22 protein-coding genes are annotated in these 19634 nt (G+C 61.7%); 17 read left to right on the top strand and 5 right to left on the bottom strand.

Going from position 1 to position 19634, the window contains the following annotated elements; translation table 11 throughout:
* The first annotated feature begins 203 nt into the window (after window positions 1–203).
* From C2L65_RS32515 to C2L65_RS46260, 9 genes are all read left to right on the top strand, one after another.
* Complete coding sequence (locus tag C2L65_RS32515; protein ID WP_007583219.1) at window positions 204–533, top strand: hypothetical protein; 330 nt, start codon at window positions 204–206, stop codon at window positions 531–533.
* A 106-nt stretch (window positions 534–639) separates the two neighbouring features.
* A complete protein-coding gene (locus C2L65_RS32520; RefSeq protein WP_042306062.1) occupies window positions 640–2805 on the top strand; it encodes a hybrid sensor histidine kinase/response regulator in 2166 nt (721 codons plus the stop codon).
* Window positions 2802–4436: a response regulator gene (locus tag C2L65_RS32525; RefSeq protein ID WP_042306061.1), complete on the top strand. Its 1635-nt coding sequence runs from the start codon at window positions 2802–2804 to the stop codon at window positions 4434–4436. Before C2L65_RS32520 ends, C2L65_RS32525 begins: the two co-directional genes overlap by 4 nt.
* Entirely contained in the window at window positions 4433–5065 is a 633-nt protein-coding gene (locus C2L65_RS32530) for a response regulator (protein WP_007583214.1), read from the top strand. Before C2L65_RS32525 ends, C2L65_RS32530 begins: the two co-directional genes overlap by 4 nt.
* A 172-nt stretch (window positions 5066–5237) precedes the next feature.
* Window positions 5238–6113, top strand: a complete 876-nt coding sequence (locus C2L65_RS32535) for a type 2 periplasmic-binding domain-containing protein (protein WP_042306060.1) — start codon at window positions 5238–5240, stop codon at window positions 6111–6113.
* Window positions 6114–6360: 247 nt separating this feature from the next.
* Window positions 6361–6888: a phasin family protein gene (locus C2L65_RS32540; RefSeq protein WP_042306059.1), complete on the top strand. Its 528-nt coding sequence runs from the start codon at window positions 6361–6363 to the stop codon at window positions 6886–6888.
* A gap of 188 nt (window positions 6889–7076) precedes the next feature.
* A complete protein-coding gene (gene phbB / locus C2L65_RS32545; protein ID WP_042306058.1) occupies window positions 7077–7820 on the top strand; it encodes an acetoacetyl-CoA reductase in 744 nt (247 codons plus the stop codon).
* 69 nt (window positions 7821–7889) lie between these two features.
* On the top strand, window positions 7890–8066 hold the full coding sequence (locus C2L65_RS45730; RefSeq protein WP_156132270.1) for a hypothetical protein: 177 nt from the start codon (window positions 7890–7892) through the stop codon (window positions 8064–8066).
* Window positions 8067–8111: 45 nt separating this feature from the next.
* The gene (locus tag C2L65_RS46260; protein ID WP_007583207.1) at window positions 8112–8270 is read left to right on the top strand and encodes a hypothetical protein; all 159 of its coding nucleotides are present in this window, start codon (window positions 8112–8114) and stop codon (window positions 8268–8270) included.
* 34 nt (window positions 8271–8304) lie between these two features.
* Here the strand turns inward: C2L65_RS46260 and C2L65_RS32550 are convergent, their stop codons facing one another.
* Both C2L65_RS32550 and C2L65_RS32555 read right to left on the bottom strand, forming a co-directional pair.
* Window positions 8305–9552: a LysR family transcriptional regulator gene (locus C2L65_RS32550; protein ID WP_042306057.1), complete on the bottom strand. Its 1248-nt coding sequence runs from the start codon at window positions 9550–9552 to the stop codon at window positions 8305–8307.
* A 40-nt stretch (window positions 9553–9592) separates the two neighbouring features.
* Window positions 9593–10294 (bottom strand): GntR family transcriptional regulator, encoded by a 702-nt coding sequence (locus C2L65_RS32555; RefSeq protein ID WP_042306056.1) that lies wholly within the window; start codon window positions 10292–10294, stop codon window positions 9593–9595.
* Between the two features lie 38 nt (window positions 10295–10332).
* Between C2L65_RS32555 and C2L65_RS46755 the strand changes: the two genes are divergently transcribed.
* The 5 genes from C2L65_RS46755 to surE all read left to right on the top strand — a co-directional run bounded on the left by C2L65_RS46755 (window position 10333) and on the right by surE (window position 15054).
* On the top strand, window positions 10333–10830 hold the full coding sequence (locus C2L65_RS46755) for a hypothetical protein (RefSeq protein WP_233446698.1): 498 nt from the start codon (window positions 10333–10335) through the stop codon (window positions 10828–10830).
* A 105-nt stretch (window positions 10831–10935) separates the two neighbouring features.
* Window positions 10936–12279, top strand: coding sequence for an MFS transporter (locus C2L65_RS32565; RefSeq protein WP_042306055.1), 1344 nt, complete (start codon window positions 10936–10938; stop codon window positions 12277–12279).
* Window positions 12280–12363: 84 nt separating this feature from the next.
* Window positions 12364–12906: a hypothetical protein gene (locus C2L65_RS32570; protein ID WP_042306054.1), complete on the top strand. Its 543-nt coding sequence runs from the start codon at window positions 12364–12366 to the stop codon at window positions 12904–12906.
* 61 nt (window positions 12907–12967) lie between these two features.
* Entirely contained in the window at window positions 12968–14188 is a 1221-nt protein-coding gene (locus C2L65_RS32575; protein WP_042306053.1) for a porin, read from the top strand.
* Between the two features lie 83 nt (window positions 14189–14271).
* Complete coding sequence (surE, locus tag C2L65_RS32580; RefSeq protein ID WP_042306052.1) at window positions 14272–15054, top strand: 5'/3'-nucleotidase SurE; 783 nt, start codon at window positions 14272–14274, stop codon at window positions 15052–15054.
* A 6-nt stretch (window positions 15055–15060) separates the two neighbouring features.
* Here the strand turns inward: surE and C2L65_RS32585 are convergent, their stop codons facing one another.
* Window positions 15061–15525 carry a YeeE/YedE family protein gene (locus C2L65_RS32585; RefSeq protein WP_042306051.1) on the bottom strand — a complete coding sequence of 155 codons (465 nt, stop codon included), beginning with the start codon at window positions 15523–15525 and terminating at the stop codon, window positions 15061–15063.
* A 1-nt stretch (window position 15526) separates the two neighbouring features.
* Entirely contained in the window at window positions 15527–15961 is a 435-nt protein-coding gene (locus C2L65_RS32590) for a YeeE/YedE family protein (RefSeq protein WP_042306050.1), read from the bottom strand.
* A 287-nt stretch (window positions 15962–16248) separates the two neighbouring features.
* Between C2L65_RS32590 and C2L65_RS32595 the strand changes: the two genes are divergently transcribed.
* Window positions 16249–17166, top strand: coding sequence for a DMT family transporter (locus C2L65_RS32595; RefSeq protein ID WP_052426849.1), 918 nt, complete (start codon window positions 16249–16251; stop codon window positions 17164–17166).
* 140 nt (window positions 17167–17306) lie between these two features.
* Here the strand turns inward: C2L65_RS32595 and C2L65_RS32600 are convergent, their stop codons facing one another.
* Complete coding sequence (locus C2L65_RS32600; RefSeq protein WP_042306048.1) at window positions 17307–18176, bottom strand: LysR substrate-binding domain-containing protein; 870 nt, start codon at window positions 18174–18176, stop codon at window positions 17307–17309.
* A gap of 105 nt (window positions 18177–18281) precedes the next feature.
* Between C2L65_RS32600 and C2L65_RS32605 the strand changes: the two genes are divergently transcribed.
* A complete protein-coding gene (locus C2L65_RS32605; RefSeq protein WP_042306047.1) occupies window positions 18282–18611 on the top strand; it encodes a cupin domain-containing protein in 330 nt (109 codons plus the stop codon).
* Window positions 18612–19040: 429 nt separating this feature from the next.
* Entirely contained in the window at window positions 19041–19634 is a 594-nt protein-coding gene (locus C2L65_RS32610) for a cytochrome b/b6 domain-containing protein (protein ID WP_042306112.1), read from the top strand.

Consider the following 19634-nt stretch of genomic DNA (forward strand, 5'->3'; position numbering starts at 1 on the left):
TTTCCCTGGGAAGCGGAGCGTGAGTTGCTGACGTACAAGGGTTTTTACGTACCGACAGCGGCTTGCGGGCACGCGCGGCGTTAAGGATTTCCTGACACGCGAATCAGGATGTCGCACGCGGGTTTTACAGCGGGTGCTGACTGTGACACAAATAGTGGTCGCGGATCATGAGCCATTGAAATGCAACATCGAGCCGACGCGTCATGATTGCCTATCTGTCCGAGCGTGAGAATGTCGTGGAGCAGGTCAACTCGCTCTGTCTGCAGCTATTCGACACATGGTGCGAATCGCGCAGCGTGACGGCGCTTGCGTATCTGATGCACTGCTGGCCCTTGATCGAAAGCACGCCCGCGGCGCTGAGACGCCTCGGCGAAACGATGTGCGATTTGCGGCGCTATCACGCGGACCAGCTCGACGCACACGGTTTTCAGGCGCTCTGCGAGATGGCCGATCTGATCGACGAACTCGTCGGACGGCCGGTGCGCACGGTCAGACTGAAGGCGTTTGGCGAACTGCCGGAACCGGCGGGGTAGAAGGACAGACGTTTCAGGCGGCTGGCCGCTGGATCGGGCCGATGGACCGCGCTTTGGCATCGAGTGCAGAATAAGACAACCAGAACGGCAGCACTCGCGGGGGGATATGGCTCTCGACAGGTTCGACGCAGGGTGGAGCGGACTCCGTTACGTGCGGCGCAGCGTGGTGCTGCGGCTGCTCGGGACGGTGCTCGCGTTCAGTTGCGCGATCACGCTGATCCTCACGGCCGTGCAGCTGTTTCGCGACTATCAGCGCGGCGTCGAGCAGATCCAGAACCGCCTCGTCGATATCGACCGCAGCAATCGCGACAGTCTTGGCGAAGCGCTCTGGCGCCTTGACGAGCCGCAACTCCAGCTCGAACTCGAAGGCATGCTGCGGCTCGCCGATATCCGCGCGGCGGAAGTGCGCGAGCTGCCTTCCGCCAGCTCTGCGATGGTCGTGAGCGTGGGCCAGCGCATGCCCCGCATGACGGTCGCCCGCGAGTTCCCGATCATGTACCGCGTGCAGGACAAGGTCGAGCAGATCGGCACGCTGTATGTCGAGGCGACGCTCGCCAACCTCTATCACGACCTGACGCGCACGGCGCTCGTGATACTCGTGAGCCAGGGCGCGAATACGTTTCTCGTCGCGCTGTTCACGTTTTACATTCTGTGGCGGCTTCTCACGCGGCACCTCGCGGCGATAGCGCGCAGCGTCAGCGACTATGATTTTCACGAGCCGCAGCACCCGTTCGTTCTGCAACGCAAGCCGCCGCGCGAGCCGGACGAACTCGACCGCGTGGTGTCGGCGTTCAACGCAATGGGGATGCGGCTGCATCGCGCGTATCTCGACGAACGCGAAGCGGCCGTCGAGCGTGAAGCGCGGCACATGGCGGAAGCGGCCAATCGCGCGAAGGGCGAATTCCTCGCGAACCTGAGCCACGAATTGCGCACGCCGCTCAACGGCATTCTCGGCTATGCGCAGATTCTCCGGCGCGACAGTACGCTCAGCCTGCGTCAGCGCGACGGCGTCGCCGTGATCCAGCAGAGCGGCGAGCATCTGCTGTCGCTGATCGACGAAACGCTCGATTTCGCGAAGGTCGAAGCGGGCAAGCTGCGTATCGAGATTTGCGACGTGCCGCTGGCGGGCCTCGTCGACACGATTCGCGAGATCATCGGCGTGAAGGCCGAGCAGCGCAAGCTCGCGTTCGAATGCACGGTTGCCGATGATGCACCCGGCGGCGTGCGCGCCGACGAACACCGTTTGCGGCAGGTGCTGCTCAATCTGTTGTCGAACGCGGTGAAGTTCACCGATGAGGGCAGCGTGCGCCTCTTTATCGGGCGCGCGGAAAACGGCGCGGCCCGCTTCGAGGTCCACGACACGGGCATCGGCATTGCCGCCGAGTATCACGAGAAAATCTTCATGCCGTTCGAACAGGCAGGCGGCGCGGAACGCCGCGCGGGCGGCACGGGGCTTGGCCTCGCGATCAGCCGGCAATTCGTGCGCGCGATGGGCGGCGAAGTGAAGGTCGAAAGCGCACCCGGTGGCGGCAGCGTCTTCTGGTTCGAGTTGCCGGCCGCGCTCATCGATCCGGCCGCCGCGCGCGCCGGAGGTGTCATGGGTGCCGCCACGATCATCACGGGCTATCAAGGTCCGCGCCGCAAGGTGCTCGTGATCGACGATGTGCAGATCAACCGCGCGGTCGTCGTCGAGCTGCTGACGCGCATCGGCTTCGACACCGTGGAGTCCGCCAGTGGCGCCGACGGCATCGCGCTCGCGCAAACGGAACATCCCGATCTGATACTCACGGACATCGTGATGCCCGGCATCGACGGTCTGACCGCGACGCGCCGCTTCCGCGCGATGCCCGCGTTCGCGCACACGCCGATCATCGCGATCTCGGCGTCGCCGTTCGGCGTGGACGGCGCGAGGAGCCTCGAAGCGGGTGCGAACGCGTTCGTCAACAAGCCGGTCGATTTCGACGTGCTGCTCGCGCGGATCGCGGCGCTGCTCGGTATCGACTGGATTCGCGAAGCGGTCCAGCCGCAAGCCGGGCCGCCGATGCCGGCGACCCCGCCAGCCAACATTCCCGCCGACGCGATGAGCGAGCTGCATCAGCTCGCGCGCGACGGCAACATGAGCGGCATCGTGCAATGGGCGGAGCGGATTGCGGCGAGCGATCCGTCGCACGCGGCGTTTGCTGCGCGGCTGCATCAACTGGCGCGCGCCTGGCAGACGAAGGCGATCCTGCAACTGGTGGAGCGGTATCTCGAAGGGAATACGGCATCATGAGCCACCTCGCTGCGTCCGCCGCGCCGTCGGGCACGATCCTGATCGTCGACGATACGCCCGCCAATGTCGGCGTGGTCGTCGACAGTCTCGAGGCGCGCGGCATCCGCGTGCTGGTTGCGCTCGACGGCATCGAGGCGCTCGAACGCGCGGCGTTCGCGCAGCCCGATCTGATTCTGCTCGACGTGAAGATGCCCGGCATCGACGGCTTTGAAACCTGTCGCCGGCTCAAGCGCGATGAACGCACGCGCGATATCGCCGTGATCTTCATGACCTCGCTGACGGGCAACGAAGACCGCGTGGAAGGGTTTTCCTCGGGCGGTGTCGATTACGTGACCAAACCGCTGCGCGTCGACGAGATGCTCGCGCGCGTCGGCGTGCATCTCGAACTGCGCGCGATGCACAAGCAACTCGTTGCGCAGAACCGGCAACTGCTGGCCGAAGTCGCCGTGCGCAAGGAAACGGAAGCGGCGCTCGAGCAGGTACGCGACGATCTCGAACGGCGCGTCGCGTTGCGCACGGAAGAACTGGCACGCGCGAATGCGGACCTGCAGGCGCAGATCGACGAACGCCGCCGCGCGGACGCGCGCTTGCAGGCAAGCGAGGCGCGCTTTCGCGCGATCGTCGAAACGAGCCCCGTGCCGTTGTGCATCACGTCGATGCCGGATGGACGCATCCTGTACACGAACGCGCCGCTGCGCGCGCTGCTCGGCATTCGCGAGGGCACGGCCTTGAACATCGCTAACATCGCGGACTTCTACGCGGACCCGGTCGAACGCGAGAGGCTGATCGGCCATCTGCGAACGGAGGGCAGTTTGCGCGATACGGAAGTCCGGTTCCGCCGTCCGGACGGCACGCAGTTCTGGGCAATGGCGACCGCGCGCGTCGCGACCTACGACGACTCGCCCGCCATCTATGTCGGCCTGAACGACATTACCGGGCGCAAGCAGATGGAACAGGAACTGGTCGAGTCGCGCGAGCAGCAACGCGAGCTTTCCGCCTACATGGAAGCGATCCGCGAAGAGGAGAGAAAGCGCATCGCGATGGAGATTCACGACGAACTCGGCCAGTTGCTGACCGCGCTGAAGATGGACGTCTCGCTGCTGAAGATGCGCCTCGCGCACGACCCGGAATCGCTGAAAAAGGCCGACGACATGCGCGAGCTGGTCGAAGGCACGATCTGGATGGTGCGCAACGTTGCGAGCCACTTGCGACCCGCCGCGCTCAACTTCGGCATCGTGTCGGCGCTCGAATGGCTCGTCGACGAGTTCAACCGGCGCAATGCGATTCCCTGCGAACTGCGCATCGAAGGCGGCGAGCCCGCGCTGTCGGACGCACACGCAACGGCCGTGTTCCGCATCGTGCAGGCGTCGCTGACCAATGTGGCGCGTCACGCGAACGCCACGCGTGTCCACGTGTCGGTGATTTCGACCGCGGACCAACTCGAACTGCATGTGCGCGACAACGGCTGCGGCTTCGACCTGGAGGCGGCGCACCGCGACTATTCGTATGGACTGCTCGGCATGAACGAGCGCGCGCGGCTGATCGGCGCAACGCTGTCGATCGACAGCGCGCAGGGCGCCGGCACGACGGTTTCGATTCACATTCCGCTCGATGGCGGGCTCAAACTATGATCAGGATACTCATTGCAGACGATCACGCGATCGTCCGCGGCGGACTCAGGCAGATCATCGCGACGACGAGCGACATGATCGTCGCGGCGGAAGCGGCGCACGGCGCCGAAGTCGTCGACAAGCTGCGCAGTTGCGCGGTCGATCTGCTGTTGCTCGACATGACGATGCCGGGCATCAGCGGTGTCGACCTGATCCGCCGCGTGCGGGCCGAGCAGCCGGCGTTGCCCGTGCTGGTGCTGAGCATCCACGACGAGGCGCAGGTCGCGTCGCGCGCGTTGCGCGCCGGCGCGACGGGTTATCTGACGAAAGACAGCGACCCCGATGTCCTGCTCGCGGCGATTCGCAAGCTCGCAGACGGCGGACGCTTCATCGATCCGAAGCTCGTCGATGCGATGGTCTTCGAAACGCATCGCGGCGACATGCCGCCCCATGAAGTTCTGTCCGACCGCGAATTTCAGGTGCTACAGATGCTGGCGGCGGGCAAGAGCATCAACGAAATCGCCGACACGTGCGCGCTCAGCGCAAAGACGATTAGTACACACAAGATGCGACTGATGCAGAAACTCGGCCTCGCGAACAACGCCGAGGTGATCCGGTACGCGATCCGCCACGGACTGATCGTCGAATAGCTGCAAAAAGCAGGTTCAACATGCCCGAAGCGATTGAAGGCTTCGAGTAAGTATTGCGTTTGCAATATGTCAGCGGGTTTGTCCGAATGTCGATGCCACTATGCTCCGTGACACGATCTGAGCAGGCTCGATATCGTGCGACCACACGTTCCCGTATTCGTCACTCGTACTTATGCATCGCAGGCGTTTCCTTTTCGCCGCGGCAAGTGCTGCGGGCGCCTCGCTCGCTGCACGGTCCGCACCGGGCGAGCACTTCGAAATCATCTATCCACAGATCCGGCCGGGCAGGGATGTGCATGCCGCGTTCGCGCTCGCCACGCTCGATCTCGCGATGAAAGCGGCCAACGCGTCCTATTCGACGCGGCAGCTCGAACTCGTGATGGAGCGCGGCCGTGCGCTCGCCGAACTCGCGAGCGGCACGACCATCAATCTGCACTGGACCAGCATGGACGCGCAGGCCGAGCGCGGCCTGAACGTCGTACATATTCCGATTCATCGCGGGTTGATCGGGTATCGGGTGTTTCTGATCCGGCAGGACCGGCAGCCCGATTTCGACCGGATCGAGACGCTCGACGATCTGCGTTCGATGACGGGTGTTCAAGGGCTGGGCTGGATCGATACCGAGATCATGCGCAACGCGGGTCTCGCCGTGCAGACGACATCGAGTTACGAAACGATCTTTAAGATGGTCGAAGGCCGGCGCGTCGACTATTTTCCGCGTGGGGCGATCGAAGCGTACCCGGAGGTCGAGTCGCGCAAGGAGACCGAGCCGAGTCTCGCCGTCGAGAACCGTTTGCTGCTCGCGTATCGCTCAGATTTTCTGTTCTATGTGTCGCCGAATCAGGAGCGGCTCGCGGCGACGATCGCGCGAGGCTTCGCGGCGGCCTGGCGTGATGGCTCGTATCTGAAGCTGTTCAACACGCATCCGTATATCCAGAACGCATTGAAGCGCACGAATCTGGCGAGTCGGAAAATCATTCGTCTGGACAATCCGTTCCTGTCGGATGAGGACCGTGCGATTCCCGACATGTACTGGTTGCATCTTTAGCGTGCCGCTGAAACGTAATCAGCCATGATTTGTATCAACATTTGGGAATTCGACATTAAAACCTAGGGTAACTACCTACTAAAGACCATTTAATGATTGTCAAATGATGTGTTTAGAATGACGCTTCAAATTGTGCTTCGCACCAAACAAACGTTTATTGCGAACACACATGCTATTCGCATGAAACAGCGCGGCCCCGCTGTGCATGTGGCATGGATCTAATTAGTAAGACTAACGGAGTCGCGTCATGAACACACGGAATTCCGTAGGTGTCATTTCGGCGTGGGAGCCCGGCATGTCCGCTCTCCACGCTTGGGCCAATCCCTTCGTTCGCGAAGTGCAGTCTATCGTCGCGCTGAATCTGCAGACGATTAACCAGTTGAACGGCGAGGCGCTGAAAACCATGAGCATGGTCAGCAACGCTCGCACGCTGGACGCATGGGCCGCAATCCAATGGAGTGCGGTCAATAACGGCATGTCGCTATTTGCGGACTACGGCCAGGAACTGGGCCGTATCGTTTCGCAGCTCAACGTAGCGCTTCAGGAAGTCGGACAAACACAAGCGAAAAAGAACGACATCCATCTGCGCTGCGCCGTCGATGCATTCCAGAGCCGCACGCAAGCGGCAGCATCCGCCATGACGTCGGCTGTCGCGACGGCGCTTTCCACTGCGCCGACGCCCGAAGCGCTCGCGCAACAGCAAACCGAAGAGGTAATTGCGCGCGCCGCGCGCACCGAGGCCGATACGCGTCCTCACAAAGCGGTTGTCGATTAATCACCTAAGCACAGGCGTACGCCGAACCATCTACCGACACGCGACGTCACAGTGACTCGCGAAACGCGCGCGCCGCAGTGAGCGGCGACATAAAGGATCAGTCGGGGAGACCAGTCAACGGCTGTATCTGCGAACCAGCCGGTTGACGATCGGGAAGCTTCGCAATGAACGACTGACAGGTGTAAAGGATGACTAATCGAATTGCTGTGGTAACGGGCGGTATGGGTGGTCTGGGCGAGGCTATCAGTGTCCGTTTGCACGATGCCGGCTATCGCGTGGTCGTGACGTGCTCGCCCGGCAACACGTGCTCGGACGAATGGCTTGCCGCGATGGAAGCCTCAGGCCGCGCGTTTTACGCGTATTCCGTCGACGTCGCCGACTACGACTCGTGTTACGCCTGCGTGGCGAAGATCACGGCGGAGATCGGTCCCGTCGACATCCTCGTGAACAATGCGGGCATTACGCGCGACATGACGCTGCGCAAGCTCGACAAGGTGAACTGGGACGCCGTCATGCGCACGAATCTCGATTCCGTCTTCAACATGACGAAGCCGGTGTGCGAAATGATGATGGAGCGCGGTTGGGGACGGGTGATCAATATCTCGTCGGTGAATGGCTCGAAGGGATCGGTTGGGCAGACCAACTATGCCGCGGCGAAGGCGGGCATGCACGGCTTCACGAAGGCACTCGCGCTCGAAGTGGCGCGCAAGGGCGTGACCGTCAACACGATTTCCCCCGGTTATCTCGCCACGAAGATGGTTACGGCGATTCCGCAGGAAATCCTCGACACGAAGATCCTGCCGCAGATTCCCGCCGGCCGCCTGGGCAAGCCGGAAGAAGTGGCCGCGCTCGTTGCGTTCCTGTGTACGGACGATGCGGGTTTCATTACGGGGGCGAACCTGGCCGTGAACGGCGGCCAACATATGAACTGATTTTGTATCGACAAAAACAGGGCCTACGCAGTCCAGAGAAAGCGGAAAGGGCCCGACAAGGAAGAAGTGGTGGAGACAAAACAACAGCTTTATCAATGCCGGTGTACGAACCAGATCGTCGTCGTGAACCGGACTTTTGGGCCGCGTACGCCAGCGGATCGCGATGCAGGTCGATACCGCGAACTGGTTTTCGAGCAATGCATCAATGCAGGCAATTGTCCGAAGGCCGGACAGTGCCCGCTCTGAAAACATGGTGCGACGCTGCAGGCGTAGTTGTCACAGGGGATGGCAATGAACGAAACATGGATTGTGACTGTTCTTGGAGGATCCGTGCTGTTGATTGCGTTGCTGTCGGTGGTGCAGCACTACCGTCGCGAGCGATCGCGCGCGGAATTGCTGAAGAATCTCGATCACCATAGCTGGTGCCGCTTCTCGCGCGCGAGACGCTGACTTCAGGTAGCTGCCGCGCGGAGCATCGCGCGGCTTACGCTTCCGCCATGCTGATGGTGCGCGCAACGTCGACGACGGCAAGACGTATCGCGTCGATCAACGCGCGCGCGGCCGGGGACGGCGTCCCCGCGCCGCGCATCGTGAGGCCGATATCGCGCCGCGTGTTGTGCAGCTTCACGTCGAGCACGACCAGTTCACCCGACTGACACTCATAGTGCAATTGCTGCGCGGATAGTGCCGCGAGCATGTCCGTGCCGAGCAGCAGGCCGCGAATTACCGCGAGGTCCGCCGTTTCGACGGACGGCATGGGCGGCTTGAGTTTGATCCGCTTGAATTGCGCTTCGAACAGCCCGCGTGCGGGCGCGTGGCTGCGCGGCACGATCCACTGCACGTTTTGCAGGTCGGCGAGCGTCAGCCCGCGTGCGTTCGCCAGCGGATGCGCGCGACGCGCCAGCACGACCATTTCATCCGACATCAATCGCTCGTTCAATAGCCCGCTCGATGCATCGTTCTCGCGCAGCGCGCCGAGAATGAAATCGATGTCGCCCGCGCGCAGCCCCGCGACCAACGTTTCGTACGCGCTCTCGTCGGTGATGATGCGCACGCCGGGATGCTTCGCGCTCATGCTCGCGATCGCTTTCGGCAGGATCAGCGTACGCCCGAGTGGCAGCGCGCCCACCGTCACCGCGCCCTGAATGTAGCCGTGCAGCGCGGCGATATCGTCGGGTACGTGGCGCAACTCGTTCAGCGCGCGGCGCACGTGCAGCAGGAACGTTTCGCCTTCCTCGGTCAACAGGATGCCGCGCGGATTGCGATGGAACAGTTGCAGTCCCGAGCCGCTTTCGAGCACGCGGATTGCGGTGCTCACGGCCGGCTGACTGATGCCGAACGCCTTTGCCGCGCTCGGCATGTGCCGGTGACGCGCGAGCGCAGCGAACAGTTGCAGTCGCCGCGTATTGAGCAGATAGGCGGGCAACGACCCTTCCGCAGCAGGACGGCGGCGCGCCTGACGCGCGGCGCACCATTGCGCGAGTTCTTCGAGTTCCGTGAAAAGCCGCTCACTGCGATGCAGCACGGCGCGGCCGACGGGTGTCGGCAGCATGCCCGAAGGCTTGCGGTCGAACAGCGCTTCGCCGAGCGCTGCTTCGAGTTCCTGCACCGAGCGCGTTACAGCCGATTGCGCGCGAAACAGCGCGGAAGCCGCGCGCGTCGCACTGCCCGTATCCGCGACGAGTTTGAAGGCGCGCAATTGCGCGATGTTGAGAAGATCTCTGCTGCTCACGGAATGGGCCACAAAAAAGTACTAAAAGCCGCAATTGCCATCATGCCGCGCCCGCGATCAGATGCAGCGTGGGCAACGACAGATTGAGGCTTTCCTTCGATATATGCGTGTGCTCCTTCATAAGCGCATCGACGCGCGCGCCTTCGCCGTTGACGAGCGCGTTGACGATCGCATGATGTTGCCGGTGCGCATACGAGAGCATTGCGAACTGGCGGTCTCGCGCCGATTCGTCGAACGCGATGGTGGATGGCGCGACGAATGGAATCTTGTCGTTCAGGCTCAACGCGGCGCTGACTGCGGCGTTCTGCGCGGCGTCGACGATCAGCGCATGAAAGCGGCCATTCATCGCTGCATAGCGCACGTCGTCGCCATGCTTCAACGCGCCTGCGTTGAAAATCTCGTCGCCCTCACGCAGACAGGCATTCAGCGACGCGGCCAGCGCCACCGACACGCCACTCTCCGCAACCATCCGCGCGGCGAGACCTTCGAGCACGCCGCGCACGTCGATTGCATTCAGCACGTCGCGCACGCTGAAGCGCCGCACCACGAAACCGCGTGCGCCCGAGCGTTCGAGCAGCGCCTCGCTTGCCAATACGCTCAACGCATAGCGCAGCGGCGTGCGCGATACCCCGAGCCATTGCGCGAGTTGCGCCTCGACGAGACGCTGGCCGGGCGCCAGTTCGCCTGCGAGGATCTTTTCTCGCAGCGTTTGAACAATCGCTTGCTGGGTTGTCTCGTTCATGTGTTTCGACTCATCGGTTGGTCAGTATAACGGCGCTCATGATCGCGCAACAACGCCTTCACAACGCATTGCGACTTGATTCGCTTGCCATCTGTTCTGTTTATCGGCGTGTACGTCTGCCCGTAGCGAAGCGAACTGAGCGTTCCACGTCTCGGGATACCACAGAGCTTGATCTGTCGGGCAATCGAGCCGGGGCTGACCTGCTCGATCGTCGCGTTCAGCCTTGTCTTACCGAATCTGACTGGCCTTTCATGTGGTTTACCCGCACTACCGGGAATGGATGCCGTTTCTATATCTTTGTATCCCAAGATAGCCGCAAGTCCAGGAAGTACGAAGACCGCGGCCCATCCGACTGGCGCGCGAGCGCTGCGCAGCGTGAAGTAACGGAAGACATCGAAATGGCAAGGATTATGAGTGGTATCGGAACGTCGAATGTGCCGACTGTGACGATCACAAATCTCGGCATGTACGCCAGCATGCGAGGCGAAACATGCGAAGCATTCCTGAAGACGCGCCGGGTATCTGACGCGGTGTAGCGAACGACACCGCTGACTCTTCCGTAGTCGCTTTTCTCCTTCGATACAACAAAACCCCGGGTTCGACAGAAGCCCGGGGCGGGGAACCTTTTTTCGGAGACATCTATGAAACCAACAGAATCAGTCGACATCAAGGCGTTCATCGACGCACGCAAGATGTCCGCGTACCAGTGGCTCGTGCTTGTGCTGTGCTTCTGGATCGTCACGATGGACGGGCTCGATACGGCCGTCATGGGATTCGTTGCGCCCGTCATCATGCACGACTGGAGCGTGAGCCGCGCCGCCTTCGGGCCCGTGATGAGCGCCGCGATGGTCGGCCTTGCGGTTGGCGCGCTGGTCGCCGGACCGATGGCGGATCGCATCGGGCGAAAGAAAATATTGATTGGCTCCGTGTTCTGCTTCGGCTTTTTCAGCCTGCTTTGCGCTTTCGCGGAGACACCCACCGCGCTCGTCATCCTGCGCTTTCTCACGGGCCTCGGTCTCGGCGCCGCGATGCCGAACTCGACGACGCTGCTGTCCGAATACGTGCCGTCGCGCAGCCGTTCGCTGCTGCTGACGATCATGTTCACCGGTTTCAACTTCGGCTCGGGCGCGGGCGGCTTCGTCGCCGCGTGGCTGATTCCGCATTTCGGCTGGCGCGCGGTGTTCATGTTCGGCGGCATTCTGCCTATTGTCAGCTTGCCGTTGCTGCTGTGGCTGCTGCCCGAGTCCGCGCGTCTGATGCTCGTGCGCAAGGCCGTCACGGAGCGCATTGCACACACGTTGGGACGTGTATGCGGACACCGGTTTGCTGACGACGTTCGCTTTACCGCGCCGGAACCTGTCGTTGCAGAGAAAGCACCCGTGCGCATGCTATTCGCGGACGGCTACGCGATGAGCACGCTGATGCTGTGGGTCACGTACTTTATGGGCCTGCTGATCATCTATCTGCTGACGGGCTGGCTGCCGACGCTCATCAAGGACGCGGGCCTGCCTGTCGAACGTGCTGCCGCGATCACGGGCATGTTCCAGCTGGGCGGCACGATCGGCGCGGTGGCCGTCGGCTTCGCGATGGACCGGATGGACCGCAATGCTGTGATCGGTTTCTCGTATCTGCTGGGCGGCGTGTTCATCTTCGCGCTCGGCATGGGCACGCTTCAATCCGGCACGCTGCCCGTTCTCGTTGCGTGTGCAGGCTTCTTCATGAGCGGCGCGCAAACGGGCCTCAACGCGCTCGCACCGAGCTGCTACCCGACACGTGCCCGTGCGACGGGCGTCAGCTGGATGCTGGGTTTTGGCCGGCTTGGCGGGATTCTGGGTTCGCTCGTGGGCGGTGCATTGCTCTCGCTGGGCTTCAGCTTTGCGACCGTGTTCTCGGTGCTCGCCGTGCCCGCCGTGATTGCCGCCATTGCGATCGTGATGAACCGCGTTGCGTTGCGCTTCATCACAAGCCCGGTCGCCGATGTCTGAAGTTAGTACGTGAAGTTCGCCGATGGCGATGCGCCATCGGCTTTCGCAGCACCCGACGTTTAAACCGGCATGAGGAGACACGAGATGGCTGGCAACTTCAGCATTAGCGGAAAAGAACTCGGCGGCAATGCAGCGCTGAACGTTTCAGGCTGGCCAAGCCTGGCCGCGATGATTCGCGCGGGACTGGCAGCCGGTTTGCTCGGCGCGGTGATCATCTGGATCTACGAGGCAGTGGTCTGGGTCGGCATCCAGCACCTGATGCCGCTCGCGGGTATTCCGCGTAACGCGACGGGGCTGGTGTTCGGCAAGGCGGTGCAGGAATCGATCGGCGTGTGGGCGTATGTCGTCGGCACGGGCATTCACTTTGTCTTTGCGCTTGCGTGGGGCGTGCTGTTCGCGCTGATCTGGCCGTACTTTCAACGTCGCGGATACGAAGCGACTTTTGTCGCGCTCTTTTACGCCGTGCTTGCGTGGATCGTGATGCACGTCGCAATCATTGTCGTCTCGGATAACCACCCGGATTACTCGAATCCGAATGTCGTGATTGGCGGATTCATGTCTCACTTCTTCTTTACCGTGCCGCTGGCTTTGACGGTGAAGCGGAAATTGAGCCAATACAGAACATAACGGCGAAGCGCTTTAAAGAACTCAAACAGCAGCAAAAACCAGGAAGATGGAGGTCATAAGAATGAAGAGGAGTACCAGTAGCGTCAAGGCGGTTGTCATTGGCGCGGCAATCGTTGGCGGCGCGCCGGCTTTTGCGCAGAGCAGCGTGACACTGTACGGTATTGTCGATAACGGACTGGCTTATCAAAGCAGTTCGACGTCGCTTGGATCGACGAGCGGCGGGCACTCGGTCGTCAAGATGACGCCGGGCGTGTGGGCGGGCAGCCGCTTCGGCCTGAAAGGCGGGGAAGATCTCGGCGGCGGTACTAAAGCGATCTTTCAACTCGAGTCGGGCTTTAATTCGGGAACGGGCGCGCAGCAGTACACGAATGCGATGTTCGGGCGTCTTGCGTATGTCGGCGTGACGAATCCGACCTACGGTACGTTCACAGCGGGCCGCCAGTACGCTTCGTATTACCAGTTGCTGTCGCCGTATAGCCCGACGACCTGGATCACGGGCTTCTACGGCGCGCACCCTGGCGATATCGACGGGCTCGACACGATCTATCGTGCGAACAATACGCTCGAGTACACGTCGCCGAAGCTGTACGGTTTGACGGTGAGCGGCTCGTATTCGCTCGGCGGCGTGGCAGGCAGCGTGAATCAGGGCTCGACGTGGACGACGGCGGTCCAGTACGCACTGGGCCCGATCGGTCTCGCGGTCGGCTTCTCGCGGATCAACAATTCGACCTCCGGCGGCGGCGCGTGGGGCGCGGATTCCACCACGACGAACGGCGGCTCGCAGATCGGCGTGTCCGCATTGACGAACGGCTATCAGACGGCGCGCGCGCAGCAGCGTTTTGCCGTCGGTGGCGGCTATACGTTCAACAGCGCGTGGGACGTGACGGCGACGTACTCGAACGTTCAGTACATTCCCGGCATCAATTCGAAGTTCACCGATACGGCGATCTTCAACACGGCTGGCGCCGTGCTGCACTGGAAACCGGCTGTGACGTGGGACTTCGCCGCGGGCTACAGCTATACGCGTGCGACTCGCGCGAATGGCATTACGGATAGCGCGTCGTATCAGCAGTTCAACCTGTCCCAGTACTACTCGCTGTCCAAGCGTACGGGCCTCTATGCGCTCGAAGCGTATCAACGCGCGAATGGCAAGACGCTCGGCACGAACGGCGCGGGGCAGATCATCGACGCAACGGCGAGTATCGGCGATGGCTTCAACTCGACGCCGTCGTCGACGGCCAGTCAGTTTGCGTTTGGCCTTGGTGTGATTCATCGCTTCTGATGTGAAGCGAAAAGCCGAACCGGTGAACCCGGTTCGGCTTGTGGTAGCGTAACGGCATCCGTCCGTTACCGGTATCTCACGTCATGTCTGCATCCTTCAGCAAGGTCCCCCGCGTTCTCCTCACCAACGACGACGGCATCGACGCCCCCGGCCTTGCCGTGCTCGAAGCCGTAGCCAACGAGCTCGCCGACGAAGTATGGGTCGTCGCGCCCGAGCACGATCAGAGCGGCACGTCGCACTCGATCAGCCTGCATTCACCGCTGCGCGTGAGCCGCCAGGGCGAGCGTCGCTTCGGCGTGGTGGGCACGCCTGGCGATTGCGTCGTGATGGCCGTGCGTCATCTGATGCGCGACACGCCGCCGACGCTCGTGCTGTCCGGCATCAATCGCGGCGGCAATCTCGGCGTCGAGACGATGTTCTCCGGCACCGTCGGCGCGGCGATGACAGGGCTGCTGCTCGGGCTGCCGTCGATTGCATTGAGTCAGGTCTTCCGCGACCGCGAGAACGTGCGCTGGGATACCGCACGCGCACTTGCGCCGGGCGCGATCCGCCAGTTGCTGGCCATCGAACACGATGCGCCCGTTTGCCTGAACGTCAATTTCCCCGATGTCGATGCGTCGGCGGCGGGTCCGCTGACACCGACGAAGCAGGGCGTGGGCCTCGTGGAAGGTATCGACGTGCTGCCGCAGGTCGACCCGCGCGGCCTCGAATACCACTGGCTGCGATTCCAGCGTGGCCCGCGCGAGAACGCACCCGATAGCGAAACGGCTGTGGTCGCTTCGGGGCGCGTATCGGTGACGCCGCTTTACTTCGACCGCACGGACGAGCGTACCTTCGCGAAGCTATCGGCGTCGTTGAGTGCTTGAGGTTTGTCACGGGCCCGGAACCTCGCGTGCCGTGGCTTGCTTCCGCTCATCCAGCCTGAAGACGGCCATGCCGGCGACCATTGCCGCCACGAAGCCGACAGCCTTGGGGTAGCCAGCGCCAAGCGCAACGAGCGCGGGCCCCGGGCAGAAACCGGCCAAACCCCAGCCGATACCGAAAGCAGCGCTACCAAGAACCAGTCTCGGCGTAATGGCCGTGCCGATGGGAAGTTGCATCGGCAATTCAAGGAATGACCTGTCACGGCGTCTGGCTACGAAAAATGCAAGTGAGCCGACCGCAACGGCGCCAACCATCACAAAAGCCAGTGATGGGTCCCACTGGCCGGCCAGATCGAGGAAACCCAGCACCTTCGCCGGGTTTGCCATGCCTGACACCATCAGGCCGACCCCGAAAAGAAGGCCGGCGAGCAATGCCGTAAACGGTGCGATGAGCGTTGCCTTGAGGGCTGACATATCAGCCTCCGATCAGGTGACGTTGGACAAAGACAGTCAGAAATCCCGCGACCATGAAGGTTGCGGTGGCGACGAGCGAGCGCACAGACCCTCTGGAGAGACCACATACGCCGTGCCCGCTGGTGCAGCCGCTGGCATAGCGGGTACCCATGCCGACAAGAAACCCGGCCGCAAGGATCACGCCCCAGCTAGCCTCGATCTCTGCCTGTGCAGGCTTGCCCAGCAGTCCGGCGATGACAGGCGCTCCCACGAGCCCCGCCAGAAATGCGAGACGCCAGTTGACGTCATCGCGCGGCCATCCCAGCAGGCCACCGAAGATGCCGCTGATGCCGGCGACTCGCCCGTTAAACAATACCAGCACGGCAACCGCGGCACCGATCACAAGCCCGCCTGTCAAGGAGAGGACAGGGGTGAAATGGTCAAGGTCGAGCAGCATGATGAGGGTCCTTACTGCGTTGGGCAGAACTGTTCATAAAGTGTTGCCTTGTTTCAAGGTCCGCTGTTTAACTGTTTCCAGGAAGCAGGCCATGATATGCGTTCCCGAAAAAGCAATGCCCGATTGACGGGGCGCGCTTTCAATTTTGATTGAAGTCTGGCAATGTCGTCGACTCAGGCGTGCATGTTCGGTCGCAGTCGATGCTTTGGCTCGGGCGACCTAAGCGAGAAGCGCTTCCTGTCAAATCGATACTAGCGATCTCGGCCATATGCCGATAAGGGAGACGCGTGCAGTACCCGCAATATATCAACCGCTTTTTCGCTGGCTCAAGCGTAGAAGCGGGAATCTTCATCATGGTCCTCACAACGGCAACCTTTGCGGGAAGTGACTCCATGGTCAAGGTCATCGGTTCTTCCGTGCCGCTGCTTGCGCTGCTCTGGGTCCGGTATGTGTTCCAGACGGTCGTGCTTGCGGTCTGGGTGATACGGCGCGGAGTCGGTGACCTCCACGGCGCGCGGCCATTCCGATTGCAATTGCTGCGTGCCATTCTGCTGCTCCTCAACTCCGCCTCGACCTTTGCGGGGCTGCGCTATCTGCCGCTTCCCGTCACCACTTCGCTGGCAATGATGGCTCCGCTGATCACCACGGTACTGGCCGCAACGCTCCTCGGTGAGAATGTGGCGAGAAGCAAATGGGCAATGGTCATTCTCGGCTTCATCGGCATGCTGATGGTTGTGCGGCCCGGCGGCGGCCAGTTTTCGTGGGCGGTGTGCTTTCCGATCGCCGCCGCAACGACCTTCGCGTGCTTTCAGGTCGTGTCCAGCAAGTTGTCGAAGACGGGTGACCCGATGATCACCAATTTTCTGACTGGATTGGTGGCGACACTCATGCTTTCCGCACTCTTGTGGACTGCTCAGGCGACCCTGTTCCCCGAGATAAAAAGCGTGCGCTTTGGTAGCTGGCTGCTTGTTCTTGTGATGGCGTCGCTCGCAACTGCGGGGCACTCGTTGATGCTGCAGGCGCTTAGACGTGCGCCCCTCGCAGTGCTCACACCTTTCGGCTATGCGCAACTGGCGTTCGCCACGCTCTTTAGCTGGGTCTTCTTTGGTCAGATACCGGATCTATGGATGACGCTTGGCATGCTCGTGATTGCATGTAGCGGGATCGGGACGGTGCTACTTCATGCACGCGGTCGCGGCGCCTGAACGGGAAGGGTTTGATGCGGCGGTCGATGCAAATGGACTGGCTCGAATTCGGCCTATGCCGCCACGCGCGTGCGGTCATCGGTGCGCAGCGCTAGCTGCCGTTGTTGAAGCGGCGCACGTCGGATCTTGCTGTGGCCGGGTCACGCAGCGCTCTCCTTCACAAGCCACTCACGAAGGTCGCAGAATGCTTTGTCCGACCGACCGCGCATCGCGCACAAGGCGAAGACGGCGTCGTTCGGTCCGAAGCCTAGCGGCGCGATCAGTTTCCCTTGCGACAGTTCGCGCTCGACGAGCAACGCAGGGGCGATAGCGACACCAAGTCCGGCCGCAGCCGCTTCGAGAAGCAACGACAAGTGGTCGAATCGACGGCCTTCAGCGAACATGGCTGGTTCAACGCCGTTCCGTGACGCCCATTCCATCCAGGCGTGCGGGCGTGAACTGGTGTGCAGCAAAGGTTGACTGTGCAGATCCGTCGGCATTGCAATGCGATGAGGCCACGACGGTGCGCAGACAGGGCCGGCGGTTTCGTCGAAAAGGCTCACCACCTCGACATCCGCTGGCCAGTTCCGATCGCTGACGATCAGACAGTCCACTGCCTGTCGTCGCAGATCGTCCATCGCCGTACTCGTCTGCAAGCGAACGCGAATACCCGGATAGTTCGCCTCGAACCGGTCGAGCCGCGGGATAAGCCAGTTCGACAAAAAACTGCCGGGCGCGCCGAGCACGATTTCGGAGATCGGCTCTTGCTCTGCGATCTCCGCGCACCGCGCCACCAGCGTCGAGAACGTATGATCGACAGCCTGCTTCAGACTTTGTCCTTCAGCGGTTAACCGCACGCCCCCCGCATGGCGCACAAATAGCGCTTTTCCTAGCCATTGCTCCAACTGGCGCACCTGATGGCTCACCGCACTATGGGTCACGTGCAGTTCCTGCGCGGCCGCGGAAATGCTTAGTTGGCGGGCGGCTGCGTCAAAGGCTCGAAGCGCATTGAGCGGGGGAAGTCGGCGCATGAGGTCGAGACGTCGATTTAACTCATACCATCGTACACAAATTCGTCGCTACCCTCGATATCAACCTGGACGTTACAGTGAGACCTCATCTCACAGGAGGCTAAATTGAATGACAAGGACATTCCCCTCGCGAACAGCAAGGTACGATATGAGACGCTGCTGATCAAGGAAGACTACTCCGTCTCCCAGACCACGGTACTTCCCGGCGGTGAAACGCAATGGCATCACCATACAAACGTGAGAGACCGCTTTGTCGTAGTCAAAGGCGTGCTCACTGTTGAAACGAAAACAGGCGCGTTGGTCGACAAAAGGCACGTCGATGACCATCACACGGTCGAACCCGGCGTCATCCACCACGTCAGGAATGAGACGTGTGACGACGTGGTGTACATCAACATCCAGTCCGGAGGGGAGCGCGATATCGTGCTCGCTTAAACGCGGATCGGGCGTCGATCATCACGCTCAACGGGAGAACGCCTACGAATCATGCCCGACAAGGGCAGCGACGACCTGAGGCAGTTTCTATATGCAGGGTCGCGAGCCGGGCAGGAATCGCTGCAAGCGGATCGCTGCCGATCCCCCTAAGCCGGCACATGACGCTAGATACCAGCGCCGGCTTTTACGTTGCATAGACGCATTTCATCACGCGGACGGACATCGCCTCTGCGTACATCGGTCATTTGACCGATGCCCTCGCTGCCGTACACCTGCGATCCTTGTCGTCAGATCAACCCGTCGCCGCTGCGGAAACGTAACGCCAGCTTCGGCGCGTTGAACCATGGCGCACGCACGATGCGCGCTTTATCCGCGCTCTTGCAGAGTATCCCGCAACGTGCTTTCCATACCGCAGGCAATGAGGTGTTCTTGAGTCACGCCACGATTCATCCCGTATGGGTCCGCGCTTTTCACTGGATCAACGCAGCAGCAGTGATCCTCATGTGCATGAGCGGCTGGCAGGTGTATGAAGCGTCTCCCATTTTCGGGGCGATACGTTTCCCGGCGGCTATCACGCTCGGCGGCTGGCTGGGCGGCGCGTTGCTCTGGCACTTCGCGGTCATGTGGATATTGGTCGCCAACTTCGTTGCGTACCTGGCGTTGGGCGTCTTCACCGGGCGACTGCGCAGAACCATTTTTCCCATCACCCTTCGCGCGATTGCGACCGACCTTGTTGCTGCCCTGCGCGGGAAGCTCAGCCACAGCGATCTCAGCGCGTACAACGCTGTACAGAAGCTGGCGTACCTTGTCGTCATCGTCGACATTGCGCTGGTGATCGTGTCCGGCCTGACGATCTGGAAGCCGGTGCAGTTCCCGGTTCTGCGGACGCTGATGGGTGGCTTCGATAACGCACGCATCGTCCATTTTGTTGCGATGAGCGTGCTCGTTGGTTTCTTCGCGATCCATGTCGCCATGGTCGCGTTCGTGCCGCGATCGCTGCTTACCATGGTCCGGGGCCGCTAA

It is taken from the genome of Paraburkholderia terrae, assembly GCF_002902925.1.
In the GTDB taxonomy this organism is placed as follows: domain Bacteria; phylum Pseudomonadota; class Gammaproteobacteria; order Burkholderiales; family Burkholderiaceae; genus Paraburkholderia; species Paraburkholderia terrae.

Coding starts and splice junctions, on each gene's coding strand:
- C2L65_RS32515 (WP_007583219.1), top strand. CDS start 204: ATGATTGCCTATCTGTCCGAGCGTGAGAATGTCGTGGAGCAGGTCAAC.
- C2L65_RS32520 (WP_042306062.1), top strand. CDS start 640: ATGGCTCTCGACAGGTTCGACGCAGGGTGGAGCGGACTCCGTTACGTG.
- C2L65_RS32525 (WP_042306061.1), top strand. CDS start 2,802: ATGAGCCACCTCGCTGCGTCCGCCGCGCCGTCGGGCACGATCCTGATC.
- C2L65_RS32530 (WP_007583214.1), top strand. CDS start 4,433: ATGATCAGGATACTCATTGCAGACGATCACGCGATCGTCCGCGGCGGA.
- C2L65_RS32535 (WP_042306060.1), top strand. CDS start 5,238: ATGCATCGCAGGCGTTTCCTTTTCGCCGCGGCAAGTGCTGCGGGCGCC.
- C2L65_RS32540 (WP_042306059.1), top strand. CDS start 6,361: ATGAACACACGGAATTCCGTAGGTGTCATTTCGGCGTGGGAGCCCGGC.
- phbB (WP_042306058.1), top strand. CDS start 7,077: ATGACTAATCGAATTGCTGTGGTAACGGGCGGTATGGGTGGTCTGGGC.
- C2L65_RS46260 (WP_007583207.1), top strand. CDS start 8,112: ATGAACGAAACATGGATTGTGACTGTTCTTGGAGGATCCGTGCTGTTG.
- C2L65_RS32555 (WP_042306056.1), bottom strand. CDS start 10,294: ATGAACGAGACAACCCAGCAAGCGATTGTTCAAACGCTGCGAGAAAAG.
- C2L65_RS46755 (WP_233446698.1), top strand. CDS start 10,333: ATGATCGCGCAACAACGCCTTCACAACGCATTGCGACTTGATTCGCTT.
- C2L65_RS32565 (WP_042306055.1), top strand. CDS start 10,936: ATGAAACCAACAGAATCAGTCGACATCAAGGCGTTCATCGACGCACGC.
- C2L65_RS32570 (WP_042306054.1), top strand. CDS start 12,364: ATGGCTGGCAACTTCAGCATTAGCGGAAAAGAACTCGGCGGCAATGCA.
- C2L65_RS32575 (WP_042306053.1), top strand. CDS start 12,968: ATGAAGAGGAGTACCAGTAGCGTCAAGGCGGTTGTCATTGGCGCGGCA.
- surE (WP_042306052.1), top strand. CDS start 14,272: ATGTCTGCATCCTTCAGCAAGGTCCCCCGCGTTCTCCTCACCAACGAC.
- C2L65_RS32585 (WP_042306051.1), bottom strand. CDS start 15,525: ATGTCAGCCCTCAAGGCAACGCTCATCGCACCGTTTACGGCATTGCTC.
- C2L65_RS32590 (WP_042306050.1), bottom strand. CDS start 15,961: ATGCTGCTCGACCTTGACCATTTCACCCCTGTCCTCTCCTTGACAGGC.
- C2L65_RS32600 (WP_042306048.1), bottom strand. CDS start 18,176: ATGCGCCGACTTCCCCCGCTCAATGCGCTTCGAGCCTTTGACGCAGCC.